This window comes from Streptomyces sp. NPDC050509, from assembly GCF_044457965.1.
GTDB lineage: Bacteria > Actinomycetota > Actinomycetes > Streptomycetales > Streptomycetaceae > Streptomyces.
In genome coordinates, this window is the sequence record NZ_JBITHL010000009.1 from 475,664 (window position 1) to 497,680 (window position 22,017).

Here is a 22,017-nt window from a genome sequence, read left to right on the forward strand (position 1 = left end):
CCGCCTCCGTCTGACGGAGGTCACCTCGGGACGGACGATCAGTACTGGCGGTACGGGTTGTAGCCGTCGTAGTCGATGTACGGCGGCGGCACCCGTACCCGGCCCGTGGCCCGCGCCGCATAGGTCAGCGCGGGCCCCGCTATCTCCTTGCGCTCCCACAGGTGGTGCAGCAGTTCCTGCTCGCGCTCCACGAAGTCCGGGCCGACCGGGTCACGCCCGGCCCGGTGGCGCAGGAACGCCAGGGCCGTCGCGAACGCCTCGTACTCCCCGACCACCCGCGCCGCCGCGCGCCCGTGGCTGCGGCTCGCGAACCCCCGCGCCATGGTGCGTGCCCGCATCGAGGAGAGCGCGAGGGGCGCGGCCGGGGCCAGCCAGCCCGCGGCGGCGTACGCGGGCAGCTCGGCCGCGAGGGTGCGCAGCTCGCGCTGGCGGCTCCAGATCGCCAGCCAGGTCAGCAGCCCGAAGACCGGCACCATGATCGCCCCGTACACGGCGTAGAAGCCGAAGGGCCCGAACAGCGCCGCCGACCCGTTCCACAGGGCGTGCATGCCCATCGCGAGGACCAGCCCGAGCAGCGGGAAGACCACCCGGCGCACCTTCTGGCGCCGGGCCGCCACGGCCGCCAGGCCGAAGCCGATACCCGTCGCCGCCGTGAAGAGCGGGTGGGCGAACGGCGACATCACGACGCGTACGAAGAAGGTCGCCGCCGTGACCGAGTTCAGCCCGGAGTGCCCCTGGCTCTGGTCCTCGCCGAAGGCGTTGCCCAGATAGAGGATGTTCTCCGTGAACGCGAAGCCGGTGGCGCTGAAGCCCGCGATCACCACGCCGTCGACCAGCCCCGTGAAGCTCCTCCGGCGGAAGAGGAAGATCAGCAGGATCGCCGTGGCCTTCGCGCTCTCCTCGACGACCGGCGCTATCACCGTGGCGCCCAGGGACTCCGCGCCGGCCGGGTCCGCGGTGGCGGTGGCTATCCACTCCGTCGCGAAGGAGTTCGCGAGGATCGCGACGAGCGCCGCCGCGAAGGCGCCCCAGGCGAAGGCGAACAGCAGATTCGTCCACGGGCCCGGCTCGACCCGGTCCAGCCAGCGGAAGGCCGCGGCCAGCAGCGGTACGGGCAGCACGGCGAGCCCGAGGCCCACCAGGAAGCCCTGGGGCCCGGTCTGCTCCCGGACGAGCGCGAGGATCACCAGCGCGCAGAGCGCGAGCACCGTGACCAACGCCCCGGCCCTGACCGCCCTGTTGCGCCAGAACGCGCGCGTCGGCCGGTAGCGCCTGCGGGCGGGCTCGGGCACGGCGCTCCACAGGTCGCCGAGCTGCTCCTGCTGCTCGTAGACGGGGATGGCCGGATGCGGGTCGAGGCGCTGCGGGGACGGTTCTGACACCCCATGACCCTAACGAGGGGCACTGACACCCGGCGATCACCCCGGGTGATCTCAGGGTGGCCTAACCGTTGTCGGTACGGCGGAACAGCAGGTCGTGCACCACGTGTCCCTTGTCGAGTCCCTGGCCCTCGAACCGGGTCAGCGGCCGGAATGCGGGCCGTGGCGCGTAGCCGCCGTCCGGCGCCGTGTTGCCGAAGTCCGGATGGGCCGTCAGCTCGGCGAGCATCTGCTCGGCGTACGGCTCCCAGTCGGTCGCGCAGTGCAGTACGGCCCCGGGCTTCAGCCGGGCCGCGGCCAGGTCCAGGAACTCCGGCTGGATCAGCCGGCGCTTGTGGTGCCGCTTCTTGGGCCAGGGGTCCGGGAAGTAGACGCGTACCCCGTCGAGCGACGCGGCGGGCAGCATCTCGCGGAGCAGGATGATCGCGTCGCCGTTGGCCACCCGTACGTTGGTCAGCCCGTTCTCCTCGGCGAGCCGGAGCAGATTGCCCTGGCCCGGGGTGTGCACGTCGACGGCGAGGATGCCGGTGCCGGGGTCGTCGGCGGCCATCCGCGCCGTCGCCTCGCCCATCCCGAAGCCGATCTCCAGGACGACCGGCAGCCCGTCGAAGAGCGCGCCGGGGTCGAGCACCCGCTGACCGTCGATGTCCAGGCCCCAGGCGGGCCAGAGCCGCCGCAGCGCGTCGGCCTGCCCGGTGGTCACCCGGCTGCGGCGCGGCTGGAAGCTGCGGATGCGCCGCTCGAAGTGCGACCCGGCGGGGTCGGCCGCGGGGCCCGTGCCGTCCGGGAACATCCGGCTCGCGGGACGGCTCACCGTGGGGCCCGCGCTGCGGCTCGCTGTGGGGTTCTCGGTCATCTCGGCAATCCGGGCTGGTGGCGGGGGCGGGGTGGGGGTGCGGTACGGCCGGGAGCCGGCCGTGCTGCCCCAATTCTACGGAACCCGGCGGACCGCCCCTGGTCCCCGCTCCTCCGCCAGCACCGCGAGCGCCCTCCGCGCCACCTCACGGCCGATGGGCAGCGACGCGGTCGCCGCCGGTGACGGCGCGTTCAGGACGTGGACCGTGCGGCCCGCCCGCCGGATCAGGAAGTCGTCCGCCAGGGTGCCGTCCCGCAGGACCGCCTGGGCCCGTACGCCCGCCGCCGCCGGGCGCAGGTCGGCGTCCCTGACCGCGGGGAGCAGCCGCCGTACGGCCGTCGCGAAGGCCCGCTTCGAGAGGGAGCGGCGCAGCTCGCCCGCGCCGTACCGCCAGTGGTCGCGCGCCGTGCGCCACGCCCCGGGCCAGGCGAGCGTCGCGGCCAGCTCGGCCGGGCGTACGGCGGTCCAGGTGTACCCCTCGCGGGCCAGCGCCGGGACCGCGTTCGGGCCGACGTGGACGCTGCCGTCGACGGAGCGGGTCAGATGCACCCCGAGGAACGGGAACGCCGGGTCCGGCACCGGATAGACCAGTCCCCGGACCAGCTCCGGCCTGGCCAGCTCGTAGTACTCGCCCCGGAACGGCACGATCCGCATCCCCGGCTCGTCGCCCGCGAGCCGGGCCACCCGGTCGCAGTGCAGCCCCGCGCAGTTGACCAGGGCCCGCGCCCTGACCACCGCCCCGGACGCGGTGCGGACCGCGACGCCCCAGGGGCGCCGGTCGATGGCGGTGACCTCGGATCCGTACCGTACGGACGCGCCCGCGCCCTCCGCGGAGACGGCGAGCTGCCGGGCGACCGCCGCGAAGTCGCAGACGCCCGTCGTGCCGACCTGGATGGCCGCGACGCCGCGCACCTGCGGCTCGTACTCCATGATCTGCGCCGGGCCCAGCTCCCGTACCGGCAGGCCGTTCTCCCGGCCGCGCTGGACCAGGGCGTGCAGCCGGGGCAGTTCGTCGCGGCGGGTGGCGACGATCAGCTTGCCCGTGACCCGGTGGGGGATGCCGTACTCCGCGCAGAACTTGACCATCTCGGCGGAGCCGCGCACCGCGTACCGCGCCTTGAGCGAGCCAGGGCGGTAGTAGACCCCGCTGTGGATCACTCCGCTGTTGTGGCCCGTCTGGTGGCGCGCCGGTCCCGGCTCCTTCTCCAGCACGACGACGCGGGTGCCGGGGGCCGCGCGCGTGATCGCGTACGCCGTCGACAGGCCGACGATCCCGCCGCCGATCACCAGTACCTCGCAGTCGAACCCCACGCGTGTGCCCATCGCGCGCGTCACCTCCCACCCCGATAGTGCACTGGCCCGGGGGCGGCGTGCTTAAACCCGCACGCGGACACCGATGCACCGGGACCGGCCAGGCGGTCCTACGCGGGCGCCACCAGCAACGGCCTGGCCCGCTCGCGCAGCTCGGCCACCCGCGGCTCGTCCCCGTACGGCTCCAGCCGGTGCAGCAGATCCCGTACGTACTCGGTCGTACGGGCCGACGAGATCCGCCCCGCCACCTCCACCGCCCGCGTACCGGCCGCGCATGCCGCGTCCAGATTGCCCGACTCCAGCTCCGCGACCGCGCTCACCACCAGCCGCAGGCCGTGCGAGCGTACGAACTCCTCCGTCGGCCGGGAGAGCGCCTGCTCCGTGAACTGCCGTACCTGGCGTGGTGCCTTCAGGTCGCGGTAGCACTCGGCGGCGTCGGCCGCGAACCGGTCGTACGAGTAGAAACCCAGCCACCCCGGATCCGCGTCACCGTCCCGGGAGCGCTCCAGCCACCCCTCCGCGGCCTTCAGCGACGCCCCGGCCGCGACCGCGTCGCCCGCCTTCGCGTGGGCGCGCGCCTCCACCAGCCGGAAGAAGCTCATCGTGCGGGCCGTGGCCAGCCCCCGGTTGCGCTCCAGCGCCGCCTGGGCGAGATCGACGCCCTCGTCGGCGAAGCCCCGGTACGTCGCCTGGAGCGACATGGACGCCAGGACATAGCCGCCCAGCGGTACGTCGGCCGCCGCGCGCGCCAGCCGCAGCGCCTGGATGTAGTAGCGCTGCGCCGCCTCCTGCTGACCGGTGTCGAAGGCCATCCACCCGGCCAGCCTGGTCAGTTCGGCCGTGGCGCCGAAGAGCCCCCGGCCGACCTCGTCGCTGTACGCCCCGAGGAGCAGCGGCGCCGCGTCGACCCGCAGACACTCGGGGACCATCGACGAACGCCAGTCCCCGCCCCCGTACTTGGAGTCCCAGCGGCGGGCGTCGGACGCGGCCTCGCGCAGCTTGGCGACGTCGCTGTGGCCCACACGCAGCGGGGACAGCTCGCCCGGAGCCCCGGCGGTCCCGGTCGCGTCGGAGGCTCCCTGCGTGAGGTGCCCGCCCCCGCCGTGCGCTCCCTGCGCCGCCTCCGCGACCGCCGGATCACGGGCGACCGAGGAGTCGGCGGGGGTTATCAGCCACCGGGAAGCGGGCGTCGCGTAAGCGCTCACTGCGAAAGATCCGGCCAGCGACTGCCAGATGCCCCCGCTGCCCGCGCGCCGGCCCGCGAGGTCCAGCCGGTACAGCTCCGTCGCCGTGCGCACCGCCTCCCCGACGTCGCGCGGGAAGGCGAGCCCGACCTCGGGGGCCGGGTCCGCGTCCGCGAGCCCTATCTCGTGGAGCGGGACAGGACGTCCCAGTTTGGCTCCGATGGCTGCGGCGATGAGATGGGGCGCCGCACCCTGCGGAACCATCCCCTTGGACACCCATCGCGCCACGGAGGTCTTGTCGTAGCGAAGTGTCAGACCGCGCTGCGCCCCGAGGTCGTTGACCCGCCGGGCGAGGCCGGCGTTGCTGATTCCCGCGAGGGCGAGAACGGTGCCGAGCTTCTCGTTCGGCCCGCGTAGGTCCCTGGACATGCGCCACCCCTCGACACGCAGACGGCCGCCGCTCTGCGGCATAGGCACGCGGCATTCGTAAACCCAGCGTAGTTCGCCACATCCCTACCGTTAAGGGCCGGACTTCCGGATGGCGGGATTGTTGTCCGTCCCGGGGCCGCCGAGGAGGCCCCGGAGAGGCGCGCCGTGCTCCGGGTGTGTAGCGTGCGCCCGGCCGTGCGCTCTTGGCCCCGCGGGAGCGGGAGCGCTTCCATGAGACCTGCGTGGGTCGGCCCACTGCGTACTGGAACGAGTGGGCTGGGGGATACCGCCGCCCCAATCCCCGCGGGCGGTGGACCGGTCCGGGAGGCGAATCCCGCCTCCCGGACCGAACGTTCGCCGGCGCCGGAGCCCGGACGGGGTCCGCCCGGCGCGCCGCGCCGTGTTCGGAGATTGGCTGAATGCTGCCCATCGGTTGTCGGTCGGAGGAGCGCCGTTTCTCCGCCACATGGCCAATGCCAGGGGCGCATTCCCCTTCGCGCGCACGCTTCCGTAGGCCCTCCCGTGCGCCGTTGTCATGGCAGCATGGTCCCGAACGGCTTCGGTTCGAGCTTCTCAGCTTGAGCTTCGACGCGGGATCATGGACCCGGGACCGCACGATCCTGGTTCCAGGGGGCCCCGGTCCGGGCCCGATTGATCCACAGGCTGTGGAAGCGTGGAGGCGGCGATGCGGTGGTTGGTGGGATGGAGCAGTATCGCCGCGCGCTTCGGCACCGCCGGGGCGGTCGGCCCCGTCGGCGACGCCGAGAGCGGCAGCGTCCACCCGGTCGGCTCCCAACTCCTGTGGGGTGACCCGGATCCGCTGTGGGCCGTCGGCGACTGGCGCCCCGACGAGATCAGGGTCGTCACCGTCGACCCGTTCACCCGGCTCGCCGTGCTCGGCTGCTGCGGGGCCACCGACGAGGAGCTGCGCGTCGGCCTGTTCGCCGCGCGCGGCGGCGCGCTGCGCCATCTCACCGCCTGGTCCGGCAGTTACACCGCCGTCGCCCAGATCGGCCGCCGCATCACCATCGCCGGCGACCTGGCCGGAGCGCGCCCCGTCTTCTACACGCCCTGGGCGAGCGGTACCGCGTACGCCACCGCCGCCCTGCCGCTCGCCGACCTCATCGAGGCCCAGCTCGACATCGGGCACCTCGCCGCGCTCCTCGCCTGCCCCGAGACCCCGGAGGCGCTGCGCGACTCCACCCCGTACGAGGGCGTCAAGCGCATCCCGCCGGGCCACGCGCTCGTGCTGCGCGAGGGATCACGCGAGATCACCGGGTACGAACCGGTCGCCTCCCTCGCCGTCGCGGGCCCCCAGCGCGACCCCGACCTGGCCGTCGAAGGCGTACGGGACGCACTCGTCGACTCCGTACGCGCCCGGCTCCTGGCCCCGCGCCACGCCCCCGAGACCCTGCCGCAGGACCCCGGCCCCGTCCCCGGCATGGGCCCCGCCGACCGGCGCGCCGCGCGCGGGGGCGCCGGACCCGTCCCCGGCATCGGCGCCGACCTGTCCGGCGGCAGCGCCTCCGGCACCCTCGCCCTGCTCGCCGCCGGGCTGCCCGGCGCGCCCGGCACGATCCTCGGGCACGGCACCGGCGCGGGGGAGCGGCTGCTCGCCGTCACCTTCAACGACCTGTCCACGGCGGGCCGGGACGAGGCCGAACTGGAACGGGCCAGGGCCATCGCCGCCAACCCCCGACTGCACCACGTGGTCGTCGCCGCGGGCGAGGAGGCCCTGCCGTACGCCGAGTTGGAAGGACCGCTCACCGACGAGCCGGGCCCCTCCCTCGTCGTGGCGGAACGGCACCGGCGGCGCCTCGCCGCGGGCAGCGCGGACCACTTCACCGGGGCGGGCGCCCGCGAGGTCCTCGACGCGCACCCGGCACGCCTGGCCGATCTGCTCCTCGACCGGCGCAGACGCCACCTCCTGCACCCGGTCACCGCACTGGCCAAGGCCGAAGGCCCGTCGCCCGCCTCCCTCTTCATCCCGGTGACCGTCTACCGGGCGGCGCGCAAGCTGGCCCGTACGCCCTACCGCACCGGCCTCGAAGAGGCCGCCGCCCGGCTCCCCGAGGCCAACCGGGCGCTCCTGTCCGCCGCGTCGAACGGCCCGCTGGGCGCCTCGCTGGCCGCGCTCACCTGGTCACGGCCGGGGCCCGCCGCCCGCTGGCTGACGGGCGAGGCCCTGGCGGAAGTATCGGTTCGCCTCTTGTCGGGCGCCACCCGCCCCACCTCGGTCCAACGACCCGGCGAGGCCCGCGCCCGCGCCGCCCTCGCCCGCTTCGCCGCCGACCACCGGGTCTTCGAGCAGGCGGGCGAGATCCGCAGCCAGCGGCTGCACGCGCCGTTCCTGGACAACCAGGTCGTACGGGCCTGCCGCGAACTCCCCGAGGCGCTACGGGTCCAGCCGGGCGCCCGCGCCGAGATCCTCCGTACGGTCCTGGCCGGCACGGGCATCCACGACCTCCCCCCGGGCTGGGGCGCCACCTCCCGCGCGGGCTCGGCTGCGGCCACCCGGGTCGGCCTGCGCGCCTCCATCGGCGACCTGATCACCCTCTTCGACGCCCCGCTCCTCGCCGACGCGGGCCTGGTCGAGGCCCGCGTCGTCCGCAAGGCGCTGCGCGCGGCGGCCGAGGGCGAACCGGTCCCCCTGGACGGCCTGGCGGACCTGGTCTCCACCGAACTCTGGCTCCGCCGCCTCCTCTCCCGCCGAGGCACCTGCTGGACGGGCACGGCGGCCCCACGCCAGCGCGCGGTCGCGGGCGGAGTGGTCCCGCGCCCGACACTCCGGTCATAGGCGGCAGGGGCAGGGCCGGGGGCAGAGCCGGGTCCGACGAGCCCAAGGCCGGGCCAGGGCCGATGAGGCGAGCCCCGCCGCCGCCGAGTTGCACCCTGGAACGGCGGGAGGCTTCACCGTGCTCGGCTTCGGCCAGCCGGGGCTTGATGTGGTGCTGCTGGAGCACCTTGAAAGTAGTCTCTATATCGAACAGTTCGCAGGGGTGGGGCGGTATGTCGAAGCGTACGAGCGGCTTACGGCTTCCGCCCTCCCGTTCGACAAGTCACTGTCTCTCATTGCCGCCAAGAAGGATGCACTCCAATGATTCCGTACGTCCTCGGAGACGCCGCGTTGGATGTCGTGTGGCGCAAGTCCAGCCACAGCGGAGCTGACAGCAACTGTGTCGAGGTTGCCGACGCTGGGCCCGGCTTCACTCCTGTACGCGACAGCAAGTCCCCGGACGGCCCTCGCCTTGCCTTCGGCGCGGGCGCCTGGACGTTGTTCGTGTCGGCGCTGAAGACCGACGCCGACCCGCTGATCTGATCTCCGACCCGTCGTACGCGGGCACCATGACGATGACCTGGCACCTCACTGCCGCCGGAGAGGGCACCGAGGTGACCGTCACCGCCGTGGACGTGCCACCCGGCATCGACCAGGCGGCCCACGAGGCCGGGATCGCCTCCTCGCCGGCCAACCTGGCGTCGTACGTCGAAGGGGCCGGCCGACTCGGTTCGGCTGGGCCCCGGGACCGGCCACGTCGTCACGGAGGCAGCGCGCGCTTCCTGGCGTTGGCGTGGGGCGGTGCGTACGGGGTTGCACCTTCCGTAGCGGCATGTGGTCCGGTGGACCTACGTCACGGTCCCTTGAGGAAAGGTCCCTGCTCATGCATTCGTCCTTCATGCCACCCCGCCAGGTCAAGATCGGTGACGCGGCGGCCTTCGCCGGCAGCACGCCGCGGGCGATTCGCCATTACCACGAGATCGGCCTGCTCCCCGAGCCTGAGCGGGGCGGCGACGACCGCCGCCGCTACGGGTACGAGGACATGATCCGCCTGCTGTGGATTCGCAAGATGGCCGACGCCGGGATCGCCCTGGACGACATCCGTGACGCCTTTACCACCGGCACGGCTTCCGCCGGTGCGGACAGCGGAGACGGTATCGCGGGCATCCTGGAGCGGTTGGAGGGAACCCTCACCGAGCAGGTGGCGGAATTGCGGCGACAGCGGACCGCCGTGCAGCGGATGCGCACCGAAGGCAGCCGGATGGGCCTGCTCTCCGACTTCGTCACCGACCGCCTCAAGAGCCTGCCCGAGGGCTCCCTGCGTCAGGCGGACCTGGACACTCTGCTGGTCACCGAGCGGATCTTCGGCCCGCTCGGCGCTGCCGTCCAGGCCAGCCGCTTCATCGCCCTGGCCACGCACCCCACTCTGCGGGAGGATTCCGACCGCGTCGATGACGCCGAGGAGGCACTCGATGACAGCGTCGCCGTCGATGATCCCCGGGTGGCTCAAGTGGCCGGCGAGCGGCACGCCTTCGAAAGTGCTCTGCAGGCCGTCATCGAGGAGTCCGGCCTGGAGAAGGACGACGATGCCCTCTTCGATGCCTGGGACATTTTGCACCCTGCCGATGACGGAGAGGACGAGGCCGACCTCACCCCTGGCAGGCGGGAGGCCGGCTCCATGAGCGCGTTCGAAGCCATCGGCAAGATGCCCTACGACTGGTCCCCGGCCCGCCTGCGCTGTATGGAACTGGCCGTAGAACTCTTCGCCCAGGACTTACCCGGTACCTGAAACACGGCCTGGGTGGGCGTTGCCGTTAGCCAGCGGTTGCGGGTGGCGATGTGGTGCGGGGGCGATGGGCCCGCACGTCCACAGGGCGCCCATCGGGATCGCGAGCTGTCATCGTCCACTGGGTGGGCAGGGTCTCGATCTGTCCGACCGGCCACCCGGCACCCAGGATGTGTTCGCGCACCTCGCACAGTTGCGCATATGTTCCTACGCGCAGTCCCCACCCCGCCCTGTTCAAGGGGTCGAGATCAGTGGTGGGGGCGGTAGCGGTTTCGACGATCATCAGGTGGTCGTCCCCGCCGACATCGATGACTGCGATCCGAGGATCAGAAGGGGTTGCGGCGCGCTCGAATGCGAGCGTTGCTCCGAGCAGCTCCGTGTAGTACGTCATGAGCCGGTCGAGGTCGGTCGTGGACAGCGTCAGATGGTTGATTCCGAGGAGATCGGGCATGGTCGGCCAACTGTAGTGCAGCCGCCGGACGCCACCTGGGTCGTTGGTGAAGCCTGGTCACAGTGCCTGACCTATCAGGCCGCGCCGGCGCCGACACGGTCGCCCGGCATGTCGCCGGGTGTGATCACGCGGCGCGCCGACGCCGGAGCCGACCGCCCGGATCACTCCTCAGGCCACTGGTCCATCAGCTCCTCGCCCGTGACCGTCCGGGTCGTACCGTCCGTGAGGGTGAGCGTGACGGTGCCGGTGATCAGGCCGTCCGGGTTGCCGTCCGGCCACCACGCGGTCCACCGGCCGTCCTGCACCGTGGCGTGGACGGTCTTCCCGGAGTCGCGCACGGTGACGTCCTCGACATCGGCGCCCACCGCGCCGAGCGCGTAGTTGAACTCGCCGGCGTCGCTGCCGCGGGCGCCCAGGGTGTCCAGGGTGAGGACACCGGCGCCGGCCTTGGCCGTCGAGCTGATGGCCATCGAGATGTAGGTGCCGTCCGAGGCCGCCAGGCAGTACGACGCGTCGTCCTTCCCCCACATGACGATCATGGAGGCGATTTTGCCGCGCACGTCGGCATTGACGATCGTCGGGGAAGGCTTGCCGGGCTTGTCCTCACCCGTCACTTCCAGGCACTTCCTCTCGGCGGCGGAGCCCTTGTCGGCGGAGGTGTCCAGGGCGTTCGGAGCGGCTGTCCAGCTCGCCAGTTCCGACGACGGCAGCGGGCCGCCGCCGAAGCCGGGCAGGCCGCCCGTCACCGCGACGAAGGCCACGCCCGCGGCGAGTCCGCCGGCCAGGGTGAACACCGTGCGCCGTACGAGCGGGCGGCGGAAGGCGGTGCCGACGGACCGGGTGGGCCGCTCGGTGTCGCTCAGCACGGAGCGCAGCAGGGTCTCCTCGCGGTTGAGCTCGCCGGCGGAGGGTTCGGTGCGGGGGGCGGCGTCCAGCTTGGCCAGACGGGAGAGAAGATCGTTGGTCATGGTCGGCTCCAGTCAGCGGGTCAGGGCGAGGGCGGGCGAGACGGTGGTGTCGGTGGTGTCGGTGGTGAGGCGCGCGGCCAGCCGGCGCTTGGCCCGGGTGAGTCGCATGGCGTAGGCGGCACGGGTGCAGCCGAGGACCTTCGCCGCGTCCCGGGCGGAGAGTTCCTCCCAGACGTGCAGGGCGAGCACTTCCTGGTCGGCCGCGGCGAGTTCCTGCCAGGCGGCGCCGAGTTCGAGTCGGCTGTCCACCTGGTGCGACACATCGGGGGTGACCCGCGCGGCGGCGGTGTCGGGCGACTGCTGGATGTACACCACGAGCGCGGACCGGCGGCGCATACCGCGGTTCGCGTTCAGCATGGCGTTGCGTGCCGTGCGGAAGAGCCAGGGGCGCGGATCCTCGGGCAGTTCGCTCCGGCGGCGCCACGCGGTGAGGAACGTTTCTCCGACGATGTCGTCGACGTTCATCGGGTGGGCGCGACGGCGTACGAAGCGCAACAGGTCCTCGTAGTGGGCCCGGTACACCTCGGTGAACTGAGCTTCGGTCTGGATGGGCATGGCGTCCTTTCCTCGCGTCTGCCCCTACGTGTCCACCACCCATGAAAGTGCAACAAGGCTCGATCACATTCGTTCGGCACCGGTCGTCCTGCCCGCCGTCGGCGAGCGCGTCGGGCTGGGAAACTGGACCGGTGAGCCCTGTTGACCCCGTTGACCCCGTCATACGCATCCGCTTCGGCCTGACCCCGCTGGAGAGGATCAGACCCTGGAGCGCCGAGCGTCCCGTACTGCACTGGTTCGGGCTGACCGACGGCTGGTACTGCCTCGACCTCGGCGGCCACGAGGTGCTGCGCTACTCCGAACGCACGGTCGGGGAGCTACGGGGCGGGCGCGAGGGCGGGCCGCCGCACCCGTACGTGGACTACTACGTCGTCCGCCTGTGGGAGGACCTGATCGCGCTCGTGTCGGGCGCGCTGGAACCGGTGCCGCAGGACCTGGTGGACGTGGCCGCCACGCTCTCGCCGCAGTGGGAGTGGCACGACACGCCGGAGGCCGAGGCCGCGTTGGACTGGCACAGCGCGGGTCACCTGTACACCGACTACCTGCGCGTCGCCCCGCACATCCGCTGCTGGCGCACCGTCGTCGGTACGGAAGGTACGGAAGGTACGGACGACATCGTCACCGTGGCCTGGGAGCACCAGCCGGACCCGGAGGGCGTGATCGAGTTCGCCGGCCCGCCGACGGGGCGGGTGACCATGCCCACGAGCGAGTTCCTCGCGGCGGTGACCGAACTCGACCGGGCGCTGCTCGCCGCGATGGACCAGCGGATCGGCGAACTGGAGGAGGCGGGTCCGGTGCCCGGTGCCGAGCTGGACGTGGAGCAGTTGCGCCGCGAGCACCGGGACCGCGCGACCTGGCTGCCGCGTGCGCGCGACCGCGAGCGGGGTACGGACTGGGAGGCCGTACGGATCGGTGCGCGCCTGCTCCTCACCCCGGGACTCAGCGGCAACTGATCCGGGACCGCGCCCAGTCCGCGAGGGCGACGACGCCGAAGGACGTGTCCGGTTCCACGACCAGGCGGATGGTGCGCTGTCCGGAGATCCCCACCTGTACGGGGACCGCCGCGTCGCCGCCGTGCAGTACGGGGGAGCGCCAGAGGCGGGTGCCGTCGCCGTAGAGGGAGAAGCGTACGGAGCCCTGGCCGAGCGTCAGGTCGTCCACGCCGACCAGCGCCGCGTAGGTGGAACAGCTCCGGTTGAGGTCGATGGTCACCGAGGACGAGGCGTGCATGGTGACGCCGTGGGCGTAGCGCGTGCCGCCGATCGACACGCTCGACCGCTGCCAGAGCCAGCCGCTCTCCGCGAGCCGCACCTCGGGCTCCGTGCCGTCGCCGAGGACGCTGTACGCCAGCTCGTTCACCTGGTAGTCGGCGGGCGCGGGCGGTGGAGGCGTCGGGCGGGAGGTCGGCTTCGGCGGGGGAGGCGTGGGCGTGGAGGTGGGGGTGGGAGTGGGTTTGAGGGTGGGGGTGGTACGGCTCGGAGTCGGCCTGGGGTCCGGCGCGGGCTTCGTCGGCGTCGGGGCGGGTTTCTTCGGGGGCGGGGTCGGTGCCGGGGCCGGTGCGGACGAGGCCGGAGGCGGCTTTGGGGGCGCCGCCGGTGCGGACGACGGGACCGGCACCTGCGGTACGAGCGGCTGCGCGACCGGCGGTTTCTCCAGGGCCTTGGCGTCGGGCTCGGGGCTGGTGCCCGTCAGCGCGTACACCAGGCCGGCGGCGGCGGCGACCACCAGCAGCCCGGCGATGCCCGCCTTCGCCGGCGCGCCCAGCCCCTCGGACGCGGCGCCCGCGCCACCGGCACCCGCGCCCGCGGATCCGCCGGAGGCACCACCCGCGGCCCCACCGGCCGTTCCACCCGCTCCACCGGCCGCCGCCGCGGCGCCCGCGCCCGCCGCTCCCGCGGCGCCGCCCGCCGCGATCCCGGCCGCCTTGAACGAGTACCCCGTCGCGAACCAGCCGATCACCGCGACCGGCAGCACCTCCGCCGGGATCACCGAGTTGACCTGCGCCAGCTCACCCGCCGCGAGGCGGCACTTCGCGCACTCCTCCAGGTGCTTGCGCAGCCCGCGCTCGGCCCGCATGCGCAGCCCGCCCCGGGCGTACGCGCCGAGCCGGTCGGCGTACCGCGAGCAGTCGCCCTCCGAGGTCAGCGCCGAGCTGACATGCGCCTGGAGATACGCCTGCTTGAGGCCCTCGCGCGCCCGACTGGCCAGTACGGCCGTGGCGTTGGCGGTCAGCCCGAAGAGCGGCGCGATCTCGCTCGGCGACTCCTCCTCGACCGTGGTGTGCCACAGGACGGCCTGCCAGCGCTCCGGCAGGCTGCGGAACGCCTGCATGGCCATGGACTGTTCGGCCTCGTGCATCGCCAGGACGTCCGCGCCCAGATCGAGGGTGTCCTCCGCCGAGACCTCGGAGGTACGGGTGGCCTGCGCGGCGAACACCGCGAAGTCGTCCACCAGTTGCTCGCGCTTCGCGGACTTCGTCCAGGACGCGGCCACCCGTCGTACGGTCGTCAGCAGATAGGCGCGAACCGACTGCTCGGGCCCGGCGCCGCCCCGCACCGCCTGGAGCGTACGGGCGAACACCTCGGCCGTCAGGTCGTCCGCGGTGTGCGCGTCGCGGCAGCAGGTACGGGCGTACCGGCGCACCGGCTCCGAGTGGCGGCGGAACAGCTCCTCGTACGCGCTGTCGTCGCCGGCCCGCATCCGCTGGATCAGATCGGCGTCGGAGGGCGGCAGCTCTCCCCGGCCGGGGACCGGCGACCTCCCCGCGCGCTCGCGCTGCGAAGGGACGCTGCCGGAAGGCCCTTTGGGCCCGCTCTGGTTCGGCACCTGACCCGGAACCTGGTTCGGCACATGGCGAGAAGACGCCACATCGTCGGATCCCGCGCCGCCACCGGCACCACCGGCGGTACGGTCGGTACCACCGGCGGTACGGTCGCCACCGCTGTCCAGCGGCTCGTCCCGCCCGTCACCGCTCATCGCGGAAACCCCCGTACGTGCCGCGTACGCACCGCTGCTGACCCAAACACCGGGCCAGAGTGCCACAGCGCGCCACGCCGGACCCAGGGCTTCGAGCCCCGTGCCACTCGTCCGGGGGGCTTTCCCCGATGGCTGCCTTAACCTTCACCCGTTCGGGGAAAGATCAACGCCGTTCATCGGCAAGCCAGTTCGAAAAGGGCCGGTGCGCCGGTGCGCACCGGCCCCCGCCGCGCAACCATCACGCGGCACCGAACTACACGAACTAGACGGACTGCACGAACTGCACGAACTGCACGGACACCGAACTACACGGGCCGGGACCGCAGTCCCTCCAGCAGGATGTCCAGCAGTCGCGCCGAAGCCGCCGCCTGCTGCACCGCGTCCGGCAGCGTGGGCGCCGCCGTCGCTATGACCAGCAGGACGTCCGCCACGGTCACATCACCGCGCAGCTCTCCCGCCGCCCGCGCCCGCTCCACCAACTGCCCCACGACATCGAGCAGTTCGGCGATACCCGGGTCGCCCAGATCGTCGGCCGAGGCCGAGATCCGCGATCCGACGACCCGCAGATCGGGCTGGCGCGCCTGCCGCTGCTGCGGCACCCGCGCCTCGTCCGCCGTCACGCCCCGCCCGGCCACCGCGTCGACCGCGCCGTCCGTGTCTGCCCCGACCCGCAGCACCTGCGGAGGCAGCAGCCGCCCCGCGCCCGACGCCACCGAAGTGCGCAGGAAGCGGGAGAGCGCGGACCACGGCTCGTCCTCCTGACCGAGCGCCGTCCGCGCCTGGTCGGTCAGCCGGGAGGTCTCCTCCTCGGCTATTCGCCTGACCAGCACGTCCTTGCTCGGGAACCGCCGGTAGACCGTACCGACCCCGACCCGGGCGCGCCGGGCCACGTCCTCCATGGGAGCCCCGTACCCCAACTCGCCGAACACCTCGCGAGCAGCGCGCAGTACGTGCTCCAGATTGCGCTGTGCGTCCACGCGGAGGGGGGCGGCACGACCTGATCCGCCGACCCCCACCGCTCCCAATCGTCCCTCGTCGGCCACACGTCCGTCACCCTCCGTGACGACGGCAGCCTGCCAATGAGAATCCTGAATGTGCATAAGCGTTCCCCCGGTAATGATGTCTCCCCCCGGAGACTCCCCGCCTGGCTGCCGGGTTCCCGGTCCGGTCACCGGCCGGACACCCCGACGAGGTACGAACATAGTTGAGCCCGGGGCAATTCAGAAGAGGGTAGTTCCGCACAGAGCGCCCCCCGATCGGCGCAAGGACCGGAACATGGCTGATTCGTCCCCCGCCCCTCACCCGCGCCGCCCCCGCTGACCTGCGCGCCTCCGCCCGTCACCGCGCTTGCGCCCGCCCGGGAGCGTCCGGACCCGCCGACGTTCTCCGGTCATACAATGCGTCGCGCCTGTGGACAAACAACGAACCCGGGTGCGTCATGGGAAGGTGACGGCTGAGATCTCCCGGGGAACGAGCCCCGCACCCGCGTCCGAGGCACCGCCGCCCGAGGCGCGTCCGCCCAAAGTCCGCGTTCTGGTGGTCGGCGGCGGCTACGTCGGCATGTACACCGCCCTGCGGCTCCAGCGGAAGCTGAAGCAGCGGCTGAAGAGCGGTGAGGCCGAGATCGTCGTGGTGTCACCAGACCCGTACATGACTTATCAGCCGTTCCTCCCCGAGGCCGCCGCCGGCAACATCTCGCCCCGCCACGTCGTGGTCCCGCTCCGCCGCGTCCTCGACCAGTGCACGATCCTCATCGGCGAGGCCACCGGTATCGACCACGCCAAACGCACCGCGACGCTGCGGACCCTCGCCTCCGAGGAGGAGCGCACCGGCACCGTCGACGTCACGTACGACGAACTCGTCCTCGCCCCGGGCTCCATCTCCCGCACCCTCCCCGTCCCCGGACTCGCCGAGCACGGCATCGGTTTCAAGACCGTCGAGGAGTCCATCGGGCTGCGCAACCACGTCATCGAGCAGATGGACATCGCCTCCTCCACCCGCGACCCCGCGATCCGCGACGCCGCCCTCACCTTCGTCTTCGTCGGCGGCGGCTACGCGGGCGTCGAGGCGCTCGCCGAGCTGGAGGACATGGCCCGCTACGCCTCGCGGTACTACCACAACATCAAGGCCGACGACATGAAGTGGATCCTCGTCGAGGCCACCGGCCGGATCCTCCCCGAGGTCGGCGACGTGATGGGCAAGTACGCCGTACGGGAGCTGCGCGCCCGCAACATCGACGTACGGCTCGAAACCCGCCTGGACTCCTGCGAGGACCGCGTCGCCGTGCTCAGCGACGGCGCCCGCTTCCCCACCCGCACCCTCGTGTGGACCGCGGGCGTCAAGCCGCACCCCGTCCTCGCCGCCACCGACCTGCCGCGCGACGCCCACGGCCGGCTCGTTTGCACCGCGCAACTCGCCGTCGACGGCACCGAACACGCCTGGGCGGCCGGGGACGCCGCCGCTGTACCCGATCTGACCTCTGACGAACCCGGAAAGGAATGCGCGCCCAACGCGCAGCACGCCGTACGGCAGGCCAAAGTTCTCGCCGAGAACATCCTCGCTTCCCTGCGCGGCGAACCCCTGCGGGACTACCGTCACGCCTATGCGGGATCGGTCGCGTCGCTCGGTCTCCACAAGGGCGTGGCGCACGTCTACGGCCGTAAGCTCAAGGGCTATCCGGCCTGGCTGATGCACCGCGTGTACCACCTCAGCCGTGTTCCCACCTTCAACAGGAAGGCCCGCGTCCTCGCGGAATGGACCCTGTCCGGGCTCTTCAAACGGGAGATCGTCTCCCTCGGCTCGCTGGAACACCCGCGCGCCGAATTCGAACTCGCCGCGGGCGGCGAACGATCCCAGGGCACCAACCGTTCCCAGGGCAGCGACCGTTCCCAAGGAACCAACCGTTCCAAGGGAACCGAGGGGTCCAAGGGCTCCGAGGAGACCGGGCGTCCCCAGGGAACCGAGGAGGTGTGAGGCCGGCGAACCCGGCGTCCACCGTCACCCCGTGTCCCTGTCAGTGCGCTCGGTCACACTGGACGTGTGACCATAGGTGGGCTCACCTCTGCGCAGAGTGATCCGGCCCGACCGCCCGCCGCCCGACCACCCTGCCGCCCGACCGCCCCGCCGCACGGCCCAGACCAACAGCACGACACACGACACCATGAGGCCAGAGAATCCGTGAACTTCACGCGTTGGAGCGCCCGGCTCCCCGGTACACAGCGCCGCGCCGCCGCGCGGACGGACCGCGGTTCCGTGCCGGCGGCCCGTGGTGAGTACGAACAGAAGTCCGAGCCCCCGGCGGACGCCCCCTCCGCCCCCTCCGTCCCCTCCATCCCTTCCCTCGAAGAGCTGTCCGTACGGGAGATCCTCGGCGAACTGCCCGCCCTGGTCGCCCTGGTGTACGGCCCCGACCACCGCGTGGCGTACGTGAACGGCGCGTACGCGGCGACGTTCGGCCCGCGCGCCCCGGGCACCACGGCGGCCGAGAGCTGCCCCGAGCTGGCTGAGCTGGGCCTGCTCCCGCTGCTCGACCAGGTCCGGCGCAGCGGCACGTCACGCACGGTCAAGTCCCGCAAGGCACAGAGCCACCCCGGCGGTACGGCCCATGCGGACGGTACGAACCGCGCCGACCGCCCGGAGGGCCCCGACCGTACGGACCGCCCCGACCGCCCGGGGGGCTCCTACACGGTCACCTGCACCCCCGTCACCTGCCGGGGCACGGCAGGCATCCTCGTCCACGCCGCCGACGTCACCGACCACGCCGAAGCGGCCGAGCGGCTGCGCACCAGCGAGCAGCGCCACCGCCGTACGGTCGTCACCCTCCAGCGCTCCCTGCTCCCGCAGGAGCTGGAGCAGCCCGACGACCTGCGTGTCGCCGCCACCTACCGGCCCGGCGGCGAGGACGCGGCGGTCGGCGGCGACTGGTACGACGTGATCACCCTCGGCGCCGGCCGTACGGCCCTGGTCATCGGCGACGTGATGGGCCGCGGCGTGCGCGCCGCCGCCGTCATGGGGCAGTTGCGCACCGCCGTCCGCGCCTACGCCCGGCTCGATCTGCCGCCGCACGAGGTCCTCCAGCTCCTCGACGGACTCGCCGCCGAGATCGACGCCAGTCAGATCGCCACCTGCGTCTACGCCGTCCACGACCCCAACGAGGGCTGCCTCGTCTACGCCTCGGCCGGCCATCTGCCCCTCCTGATCCGCGCCGAGGACGGCTCGGTCCAGCGCGCCGAGGACCCGACGGGCCCGCCGCTCGGCACCGGCGGCTGGCTCCACACCTCGGGCTCGATCGCCCTCCCGCCCGGCTCCACCGCCGTCCTCTACACGGACGGTCTGGTCGAGCGCCGCGGCGAGGACATCGACGAGGGCGTCGCCTCCCTGGAGCGCGCGCTGTCCGGCGCCCAGGGCTCACCCCAGGTCGTCTGCGACCGGCTGATCCGCTCCCTCGGCGTGACCGACGACCACGACGACGACGTCGCGGTGCTCGTCCTCCAGCATCCCGCCCGTACCGGCGCGGAGGCGGAGCTGTTCCACAACGCGGCGCTCGACCTGCTCGGCGGCATCGAGGCCGCCCCACGCGCCCGCGCCTTCGCGACGGGCGTGCTCTCCTCCTGGCGCTTCCCGGTCGAACTGCGCGATCTGGGAGTGCTCGCCACCAGCGAACTGGTCGCGAACTCCCTCCAGCACGGCACCCCGCCCATGCGCCTCAGACTCCGCCGCACGGACCGCCGGCTGATCATCGAGGTGACGGACGGGGACGACCACCTTCCCCGGCGCCGCCGCGCCGAACCGGCGGACGAGGCGGGCCGCGGCATCTCCATCATCGCGACGATCGCCTCGTCCTGGGGCTCACGCCGTACCCCCGGGGGCGGCAAGGCCGTCTGGTGCGAATTCGCCCTGCCGCACTGACCGCGCGCACTCAGCGCACGGGCTGCTCCACGACCACGAGGGGCGACGCCTCGACGGGCGCCCCCTGCGCCACGACCCGCGAACCCGCCACGAGCGACGGCTGGTCCTGTACGGGGGTGAGCCGCCGCCCCAGCCGCAGGGCCAGCACCGTGATACCGAGCGAGAACAGCACGAACGTCACGATGTACGGGCCGTGCAGCGCGGCGCCCATCGGGCCGCCCACCGCCGGCCCCACCGCCAGCGCGACCTGCTTCACCAGCGCGAACGCCGAGTTGTACTGACCGACCGACTCGGCGGGCGCGAGATCGGCGACCAGCGGGGCGACCGTCGGCGACAGCATCGCCTCGCCGAGCCCGAACAGCGCGTACGTCGAGACGAACGCGGCCGTCGCCACCGTCTGGCCGCCGTGCCCGAGCCCCGCGAACCCCGCGACGATCCAGGCGAGCGCCCAGATCAGCCCGACGGCGGCGATCACCCGGCTGCGCCTGCGCCGCTCGACCAGCCGCAGCACGACGAACTGCGCGACCACGATCACCGCCGTGTTGGCGGCCAGCGCGATCCCGAGCGTCGACGGATCGATTCCGGCCGCCTCGGTGCCGTACGCCGCGAGCCCCGACTCGAACTGCCCGTAACAGGCGAAGAAGAGCACGAAGCCCAGCAGACACAGATGCACCATGGCCCGGTGGCTCAGCAGGGCGCGCATCCCACGGGTCGGCGCGCCGGGGAGAGTGGGCAGGGCGGCGGGGCGGGGCAGCCGGACGGTGACGGCGATGGCCGCCAGCACGAGGAACATCACGGCTTCGACGGAGAAGAGCAGGAGGAAGCTGCCCGGCTCGCTCTCGTCGACGAGCTGCCCGCCGATCAGCCCGCCGACGCCGAGTCCGAGGTTGGCCAGGAAGAACTGGGTGGCGAAGGCCCGGGTACGGGTCGAGGGCGACGAGGACCAGACGATCATCGTGGCCAGCGCGGGCTGCATGACGGCGGTCCCGGCGCCGAGCAGCGCGGCGGCGGCCACGGCGGCCGGCACGCTGCCGGAGAACCCCATGGCGAGGGCCCCGGCGGCGGCGACGAGAGCGCCGCCCACCAGGACGGGCAGCGGGCCGCGCCGGTCGATCACCCGCCCGATGAAGGGCAGCACCACCAGCGCGGCCAGTGCGAAGACCGCCAGCACGGCACCGGCCGTACTCGCGCCCAGATCCCGCACCTGAGCCACGTACACATAGAGATACGGAACCGTGAATCCGAGTCCGAACGCGCTCAGCGCGTTCCCCGCCTGGATCCGGCGCATCGCCGAGGATGCGCCCATCGCCCTGGTCACACTCACCTACCTCAAAGAATCAAAGAGTTCGGAGGCCCGAAGCATCAGGGGAGCGAAGACTCAACCCTGAAGACTTCAAAGCTAAACTTAGAAGCTAAACAGTACACAGTGAAGGACTTCAATGCCAACAGAGGCCGTGGCATACTGCCCCGATGTCCGACACCCCCGAGAAAACCGGCCCGCCGGATCTCCAGGAGCCGAGCCTCGACGAGCAGATCGCCGCCTACCAGCGCGAGTTCCGCGATCTCGACCCCCAGGTGGAGCAGATCGTCTCGGCGCTCGGCCGGCTGAACCGCCGTATGAACGTCGCGTACGGCAGACAGGTCGCCGACCTCGGCATCAGCAACGCCGAGTGGGAGGTCCTCAAGACCCTGGTGCTCGCGGGCGCCCCCTACCGCCTGGGCCCCGGCGAACTCGCGAAACGCCTGGGCCTCACCCCGGCCGCGATGACGCACCGCATCGACCGCATGGCGGGCGAGGGCCTGGTGACGCGCGACCGCGACGAGACGAACCGGGTCCGCGTGATCGTGGAGCTGACCGACGAGGGCCGTACGAAGTGGCTCGCGGCGATGCGGATGGCCTCGGACTTCGAGGAGGAACTGCTCCAGGACCTCACGGGCGACGAACGCCCCGTGCTCGGAGAGATGCTGATCCGCCTCCTCCGCCGCGTGGAACACGCCCAGCCGGACGCCGGCGGACGCCTGACCGACCTGGACTGACGGCAGGGCAAACAGGCGGGGCAATCGGAGGGGCGACAGTGGTTTGACACGCCCCCGGGCGATCCGTAAGGTTCTTCGAGTTGTCACGGAGCCGGTACGGTTCTGCGACAGCCACTCCCGCCGCAGTAGCGGCACCCAAACACAGCACGATCCCCTGGCCGGGACGAATTTCGGCATGCCGGAATTCATTTCGAAGACTCGATTATGAGTCACCTGCGGAATCCGCTAGAGTTTGGAACGTCGGAACGGCCGCAGGGCCGGGAGGACAAGCCCCGCTGACTGGGAATCAGGCCCGAAAGGATCTGATAGAGTCGGAACCGCCGGAAAGGGAAAGCGCGAAAGCGAAGAACTGGAAAGCGAACCCCGCTCCGACGGGGAATCGGACACGAAAGAGTCTGATA

Annotated in this window: 17 protein-coding genes and 1 pseudogene; 8 read left to right on the forward strand and 10 right to left on the reverse strand. The window is 72.4% G+C overall.

Annotation, left to right across the window (positions count from 1 at the left end; translation table 11 throughout):
* Positions 1–38: 38 nt before the first annotated feature.
* The 4 genes from ACIBJC_RS27210 to ACIBJC_RS27225 form a co-directional block, all read right to left on the reverse strand.
* Positions 39–1,382: a PrsW family intramembrane metalloprotease gene (locus ACIBJC_RS27210; protein ID WP_399296746.1), complete on the reverse strand. Its 1,344-nt coding sequence runs from the start codon at positions 1,380–1,382 to the stop codon at positions 39–41.
* 61 nt (positions 1,383–1,443) lie between these two features.
* Complete coding sequence (trmB, locus tag ACIBJC_RS27215; protein ID WP_399296824.1) at positions 1,444–2,172, reverse strand: tRNA (guanosine(46)-N7)-methyltransferase TrmB; 729 nt, start codon at positions 2,170–2,172, stop codon at positions 1,444–1,446.
* A gap of 138 nt (positions 2,173–2,310) precedes the next feature.
* Positions 2,311–3,558 carry an L-2-hydroxyglutarate oxidase gene (lhgO, locus tag ACIBJC_RS27220; RefSeq protein ID WP_399296748.1) on the reverse strand — a complete coding sequence of 416 codons (1,248 nt, stop codon included), beginning with the start codon at positions 3,556–3,558 and terminating at the stop codon, positions 2,311–2,313.
* A 98-nt stretch (positions 3,559–3,656) separates the two neighbouring features.
* Complete coding sequence (locus ACIBJC_RS27225) at positions 3,657–5,159, reverse strand: sporulation protein (RefSeq protein WP_399296750.1); 1,503 nt, start codon at positions 5,157–5,159, stop codon at positions 3,657–3,659.
* A gap of 685 nt (positions 5,160–5,844) precedes the next feature.
* Between ACIBJC_RS27225 and ACIBJC_RS27230 the strand changes: the two genes are divergently transcribed.
* From ACIBJC_RS27230 to ACIBJC_RS27245, 4 genes and pseudogenes are all read left to right on the forward strand, one after another.
* Entirely contained in the window at positions 5,845–7,956 is a 2,112-nt protein-coding gene (locus ACIBJC_RS27230; protein ID WP_399296752.1) for an asparagine synthase-related protein, read from the forward strand.
* Positions 7,957–8,041: 85 nt separating this feature from the next.
* Positions 8,042–8,260 (forward strand): annotated as a pseudogene (locus tag ACIBJC_RS27235) (Scr1 family TA system antitoxin-like transcriptional regulator); the annotation flags it as partial.
* Positions 8,257–8,478: a DUF397 domain-containing protein gene (locus tag ACIBJC_RS27240; protein WP_399296754.1), complete on the forward strand. Its 222-nt coding sequence runs from the start codon at positions 8,257–8,259 to the stop codon at positions 8,476–8,478. The pseudogene ACIBJC_RS27235 and the gene ACIBJC_RS27240, both read left to right, overlap by 4 nt.
* A 340-nt stretch (positions 8,479–8,818) precedes the next feature.
* Positions 8,819–9,724: a MerR family transcriptional regulator gene (locus tag ACIBJC_RS27245; RefSeq protein WP_399296756.1), complete on the forward strand. Its 906-nt coding sequence runs from the start codon at positions 8,819–8,821 to the stop codon at positions 9,722–9,724.
* 25 nt (positions 9,725–9,749) lie between these two features.
* Here the strand turns inward: ACIBJC_RS27245 and ACIBJC_RS27250 are convergent, their stop codons facing one another.
* The 3 genes from ACIBJC_RS27250 to ACIBJC_RS27260 form a co-directional block, all read right to left on the reverse strand.
* On the reverse strand, positions 9,750–10,172 hold the full coding sequence (locus ACIBJC_RS27250) for a VOC family protein (protein WP_399296758.1): 423 nt from the start codon (positions 10,170–10,172) through the stop codon (positions 9,750–9,752).
* Positions 10,173–10,333: 161 nt separating this feature from the next.
* Complete coding sequence (locus ACIBJC_RS27255; protein ID WP_399296759.1) at positions 10,334–11,140, reverse strand: hypothetical protein; 807 nt, start codon at positions 11,138–11,140, stop codon at positions 10,334–10,336.
* Positions 11,141–11,152: 12 nt separating this feature from the next.
* Positions 11,153–11,695, reverse strand: coding sequence for an RNA polymerase sigma factor (locus tag ACIBJC_RS27260; RefSeq protein WP_399296761.1), 543 nt, complete (start codon positions 11,693–11,695; stop codon positions 11,153–11,155).
* Positions 11,696–11,826: 131 nt separating this feature from the next.
* Between ACIBJC_RS27260 and ACIBJC_RS27265 the strand changes: the two genes are divergently transcribed.
* Positions 11,827–12,648 (forward strand): DUF5984 family protein, encoded by an 822-nt coding sequence (locus ACIBJC_RS27265; protein ID WP_399296763.1) that lies wholly within the window; start codon positions 11,827–11,829, stop codon positions 12,646–12,648.
* Here the strand turns inward: ACIBJC_RS27265 and ACIBJC_RS27270 are convergent.
* Together ACIBJC_RS27270 and ACIBJC_RS27275 are read right to left on the reverse strand one after the other, a co-directional pair.
* The gene (locus ACIBJC_RS27270; RefSeq protein ID WP_399296765.1) at positions 12,635–14,671 is read right to left on the reverse strand and encodes a sigma-70 family RNA polymerase sigma factor; all 2,037 of its coding nucleotides are present in this window, start codon (positions 14,669–14,671) and stop codon (positions 12,635–12,637) included. The two genes, ACIBJC_RS27265 and ACIBJC_RS27270, sit on opposite strands and share 14 nt — an antisense overlap.
* 305 nt (positions 14,672–14,976) lie before the next feature.
* On the reverse strand, positions 14,977–15,771 hold the full coding sequence (locus ACIBJC_RS27275; RefSeq protein WP_399296767.1) for a TetR/AcrR family transcriptional regulator: 795 nt from the start codon (positions 15,769–15,771) through the stop codon (positions 14,977–14,979).
* Between the two features lie 460 nt (positions 15,772–16,231).
* On the opposite strand from ACIBJC_RS27275, the gene ACIBJC_RS27280 reads away from it, so the two are divergent.
* Positions 16,232–17,644 (forward strand): NAD(P)/FAD-dependent oxidoreductase, encoded by a 1,413-nt coding sequence (locus tag ACIBJC_RS27280; RefSeq protein WP_399296826.1) that lies wholly within the window; start codon positions 16,232–16,234, stop codon positions 17,642–17,644.
* 204 nt (positions 17,645–17,848) lie between these two features.
* Entirely contained in the window at positions 17,849–19,579 is a 1,731-nt protein-coding gene (locus ACIBJC_RS27285; protein WP_399296769.1) for a SpoIIE family protein phosphatase, read from the forward strand.
* Between the two features lie 10 nt (positions 19,580–19,589).
* Here ACIBJC_RS27285 and ACIBJC_RS27290 read toward each other — a convergent pair whose 3' ends face one another.
* Positions 19,590–20,885 (reverse strand): MFS transporter, encoded by a 1,296-nt coding sequence (locus tag ACIBJC_RS27290; protein ID WP_399296828.1) that lies wholly within the window; start codon positions 20,883–20,885, stop codon positions 19,590–19,592.
* Between the two features lie 164 nt (positions 20,886–21,049).
* Here ACIBJC_RS27290 and ACIBJC_RS27295 point away from each other — a divergent pair, with 164 nt between their 5' ends.
* Positions 21,050–21,616, forward strand: a complete 567-nt coding sequence (locus ACIBJC_RS27295) for a MarR family winged helix-turn-helix transcriptional regulator (protein WP_399296771.1) — start codon at positions 21,050–21,052, stop codon at positions 21,614–21,616.
* Positions 21,617–22,017 lie beyond the last annotated feature (401 nt).

What these genes read in the sequence shown, in the direction of transcription:
- ACIBJC_RS27280 (WP_399296826.1), top strand. Translation starts at nt 16,232, where the DNA reads ATGTACACCGCCCTGCGGCTCCAGCGGAAGCTGAAGCAGCGGCTGAAG.
- ACIBJC_RS27270 (WP_399296765.1), bottom strand. Translation starts at nt 14,671, where the DNA reads ATGAGCGGTGACGGGCGGGACGAGCCGCTGGACAGCGGTGGCGACCGT.
- ACIBJC_RS27260 (WP_399296761.1), bottom strand. Translation starts at nt 11,695, where the DNA reads ATGCCCATCCAGACCGAAGCTCAGTTCACCGAGGTGTACCGGGCCCAC.
- ACIBJC_RS27245 (WP_399296756.1), top strand. Translation starts at nt 8,819, where the DNA reads ATGCATTCGTCCTTCATGCCACCCCGCCAGGTCAAGATCGGTGACGCG.
- lhgO (WP_399296748.1), bottom strand. Translation starts at nt 3,558, where the DNA reads ATGGGCACACGCGTGGGGTTCGACTGCGAGGTACTGGTGATCGGCGGC.
- ACIBJC_RS27290 (WP_399296828.1), bottom strand. Translation starts at nt 20,885, where the DNA reads ATGGGCGCATCCTCGGCGATGCGCCGGATCCAGGCGGGGAACGCGCTG.
- ACIBJC_RS27240 (WP_399296754.1), top strand. Translation starts at nt 8,257, where the DNA reads ATGATTCCGTACGTCCTCGGAGACGCCGCGTTGGATGTCGTGTGGCGC.
- ACIBJC_RS27295 (WP_399296771.1), top strand. Translation starts at nt 21,050, where the DNA reads ATGTCCGACACCCCCGAGAAAACCGGCCCGCCGGATCTCCAGGAGCCG.
- ACIBJC_RS27250 (WP_399296758.1), bottom strand. Translation starts at nt 10,172, where the DNA reads ATGCCCGATCTCCTCGGAATCAACCATCTGACGCTGTCCACGACCGAC.
- trmB (WP_399296824.1), bottom strand. Translation starts at nt 2,172, where the DNA reads ATGTTCCCGGACGGCACGGGCCCCGCGGCCGACCCCGCCGGGTCGCAC.
- ACIBJC_RS27230 (WP_399296752.1), top strand. Translation starts at nt 5,845, where the DNA reads ATGCGGTGGTTGGTGGGATGGAGCAGTATCGCCGCGCGCTTCGGCACC.
- ACIBJC_RS27225 (WP_399296750.1), bottom strand. Translation starts at nt 5,159, where the DNA reads ATGTCCAGGGACCTACGCGGGCCGAACGAGAAGCTCGGCACCGTTCTC.
- ACIBJC_RS27275 (WP_399296767.1), bottom strand. Translation starts at nt 15,771, where the DNA reads ATGCACATTCAGGATTCTCATTGGCAGGCTGCCGTCGTCACGGAGGGT.
- ACIBJC_RS27255 (WP_399296759.1), bottom strand. Translation starts at nt 11,140, where the DNA reads ATGACCAACGATCTTCTCTCCCGTCTGGCCAAGCTGGACGCCGCCCCC.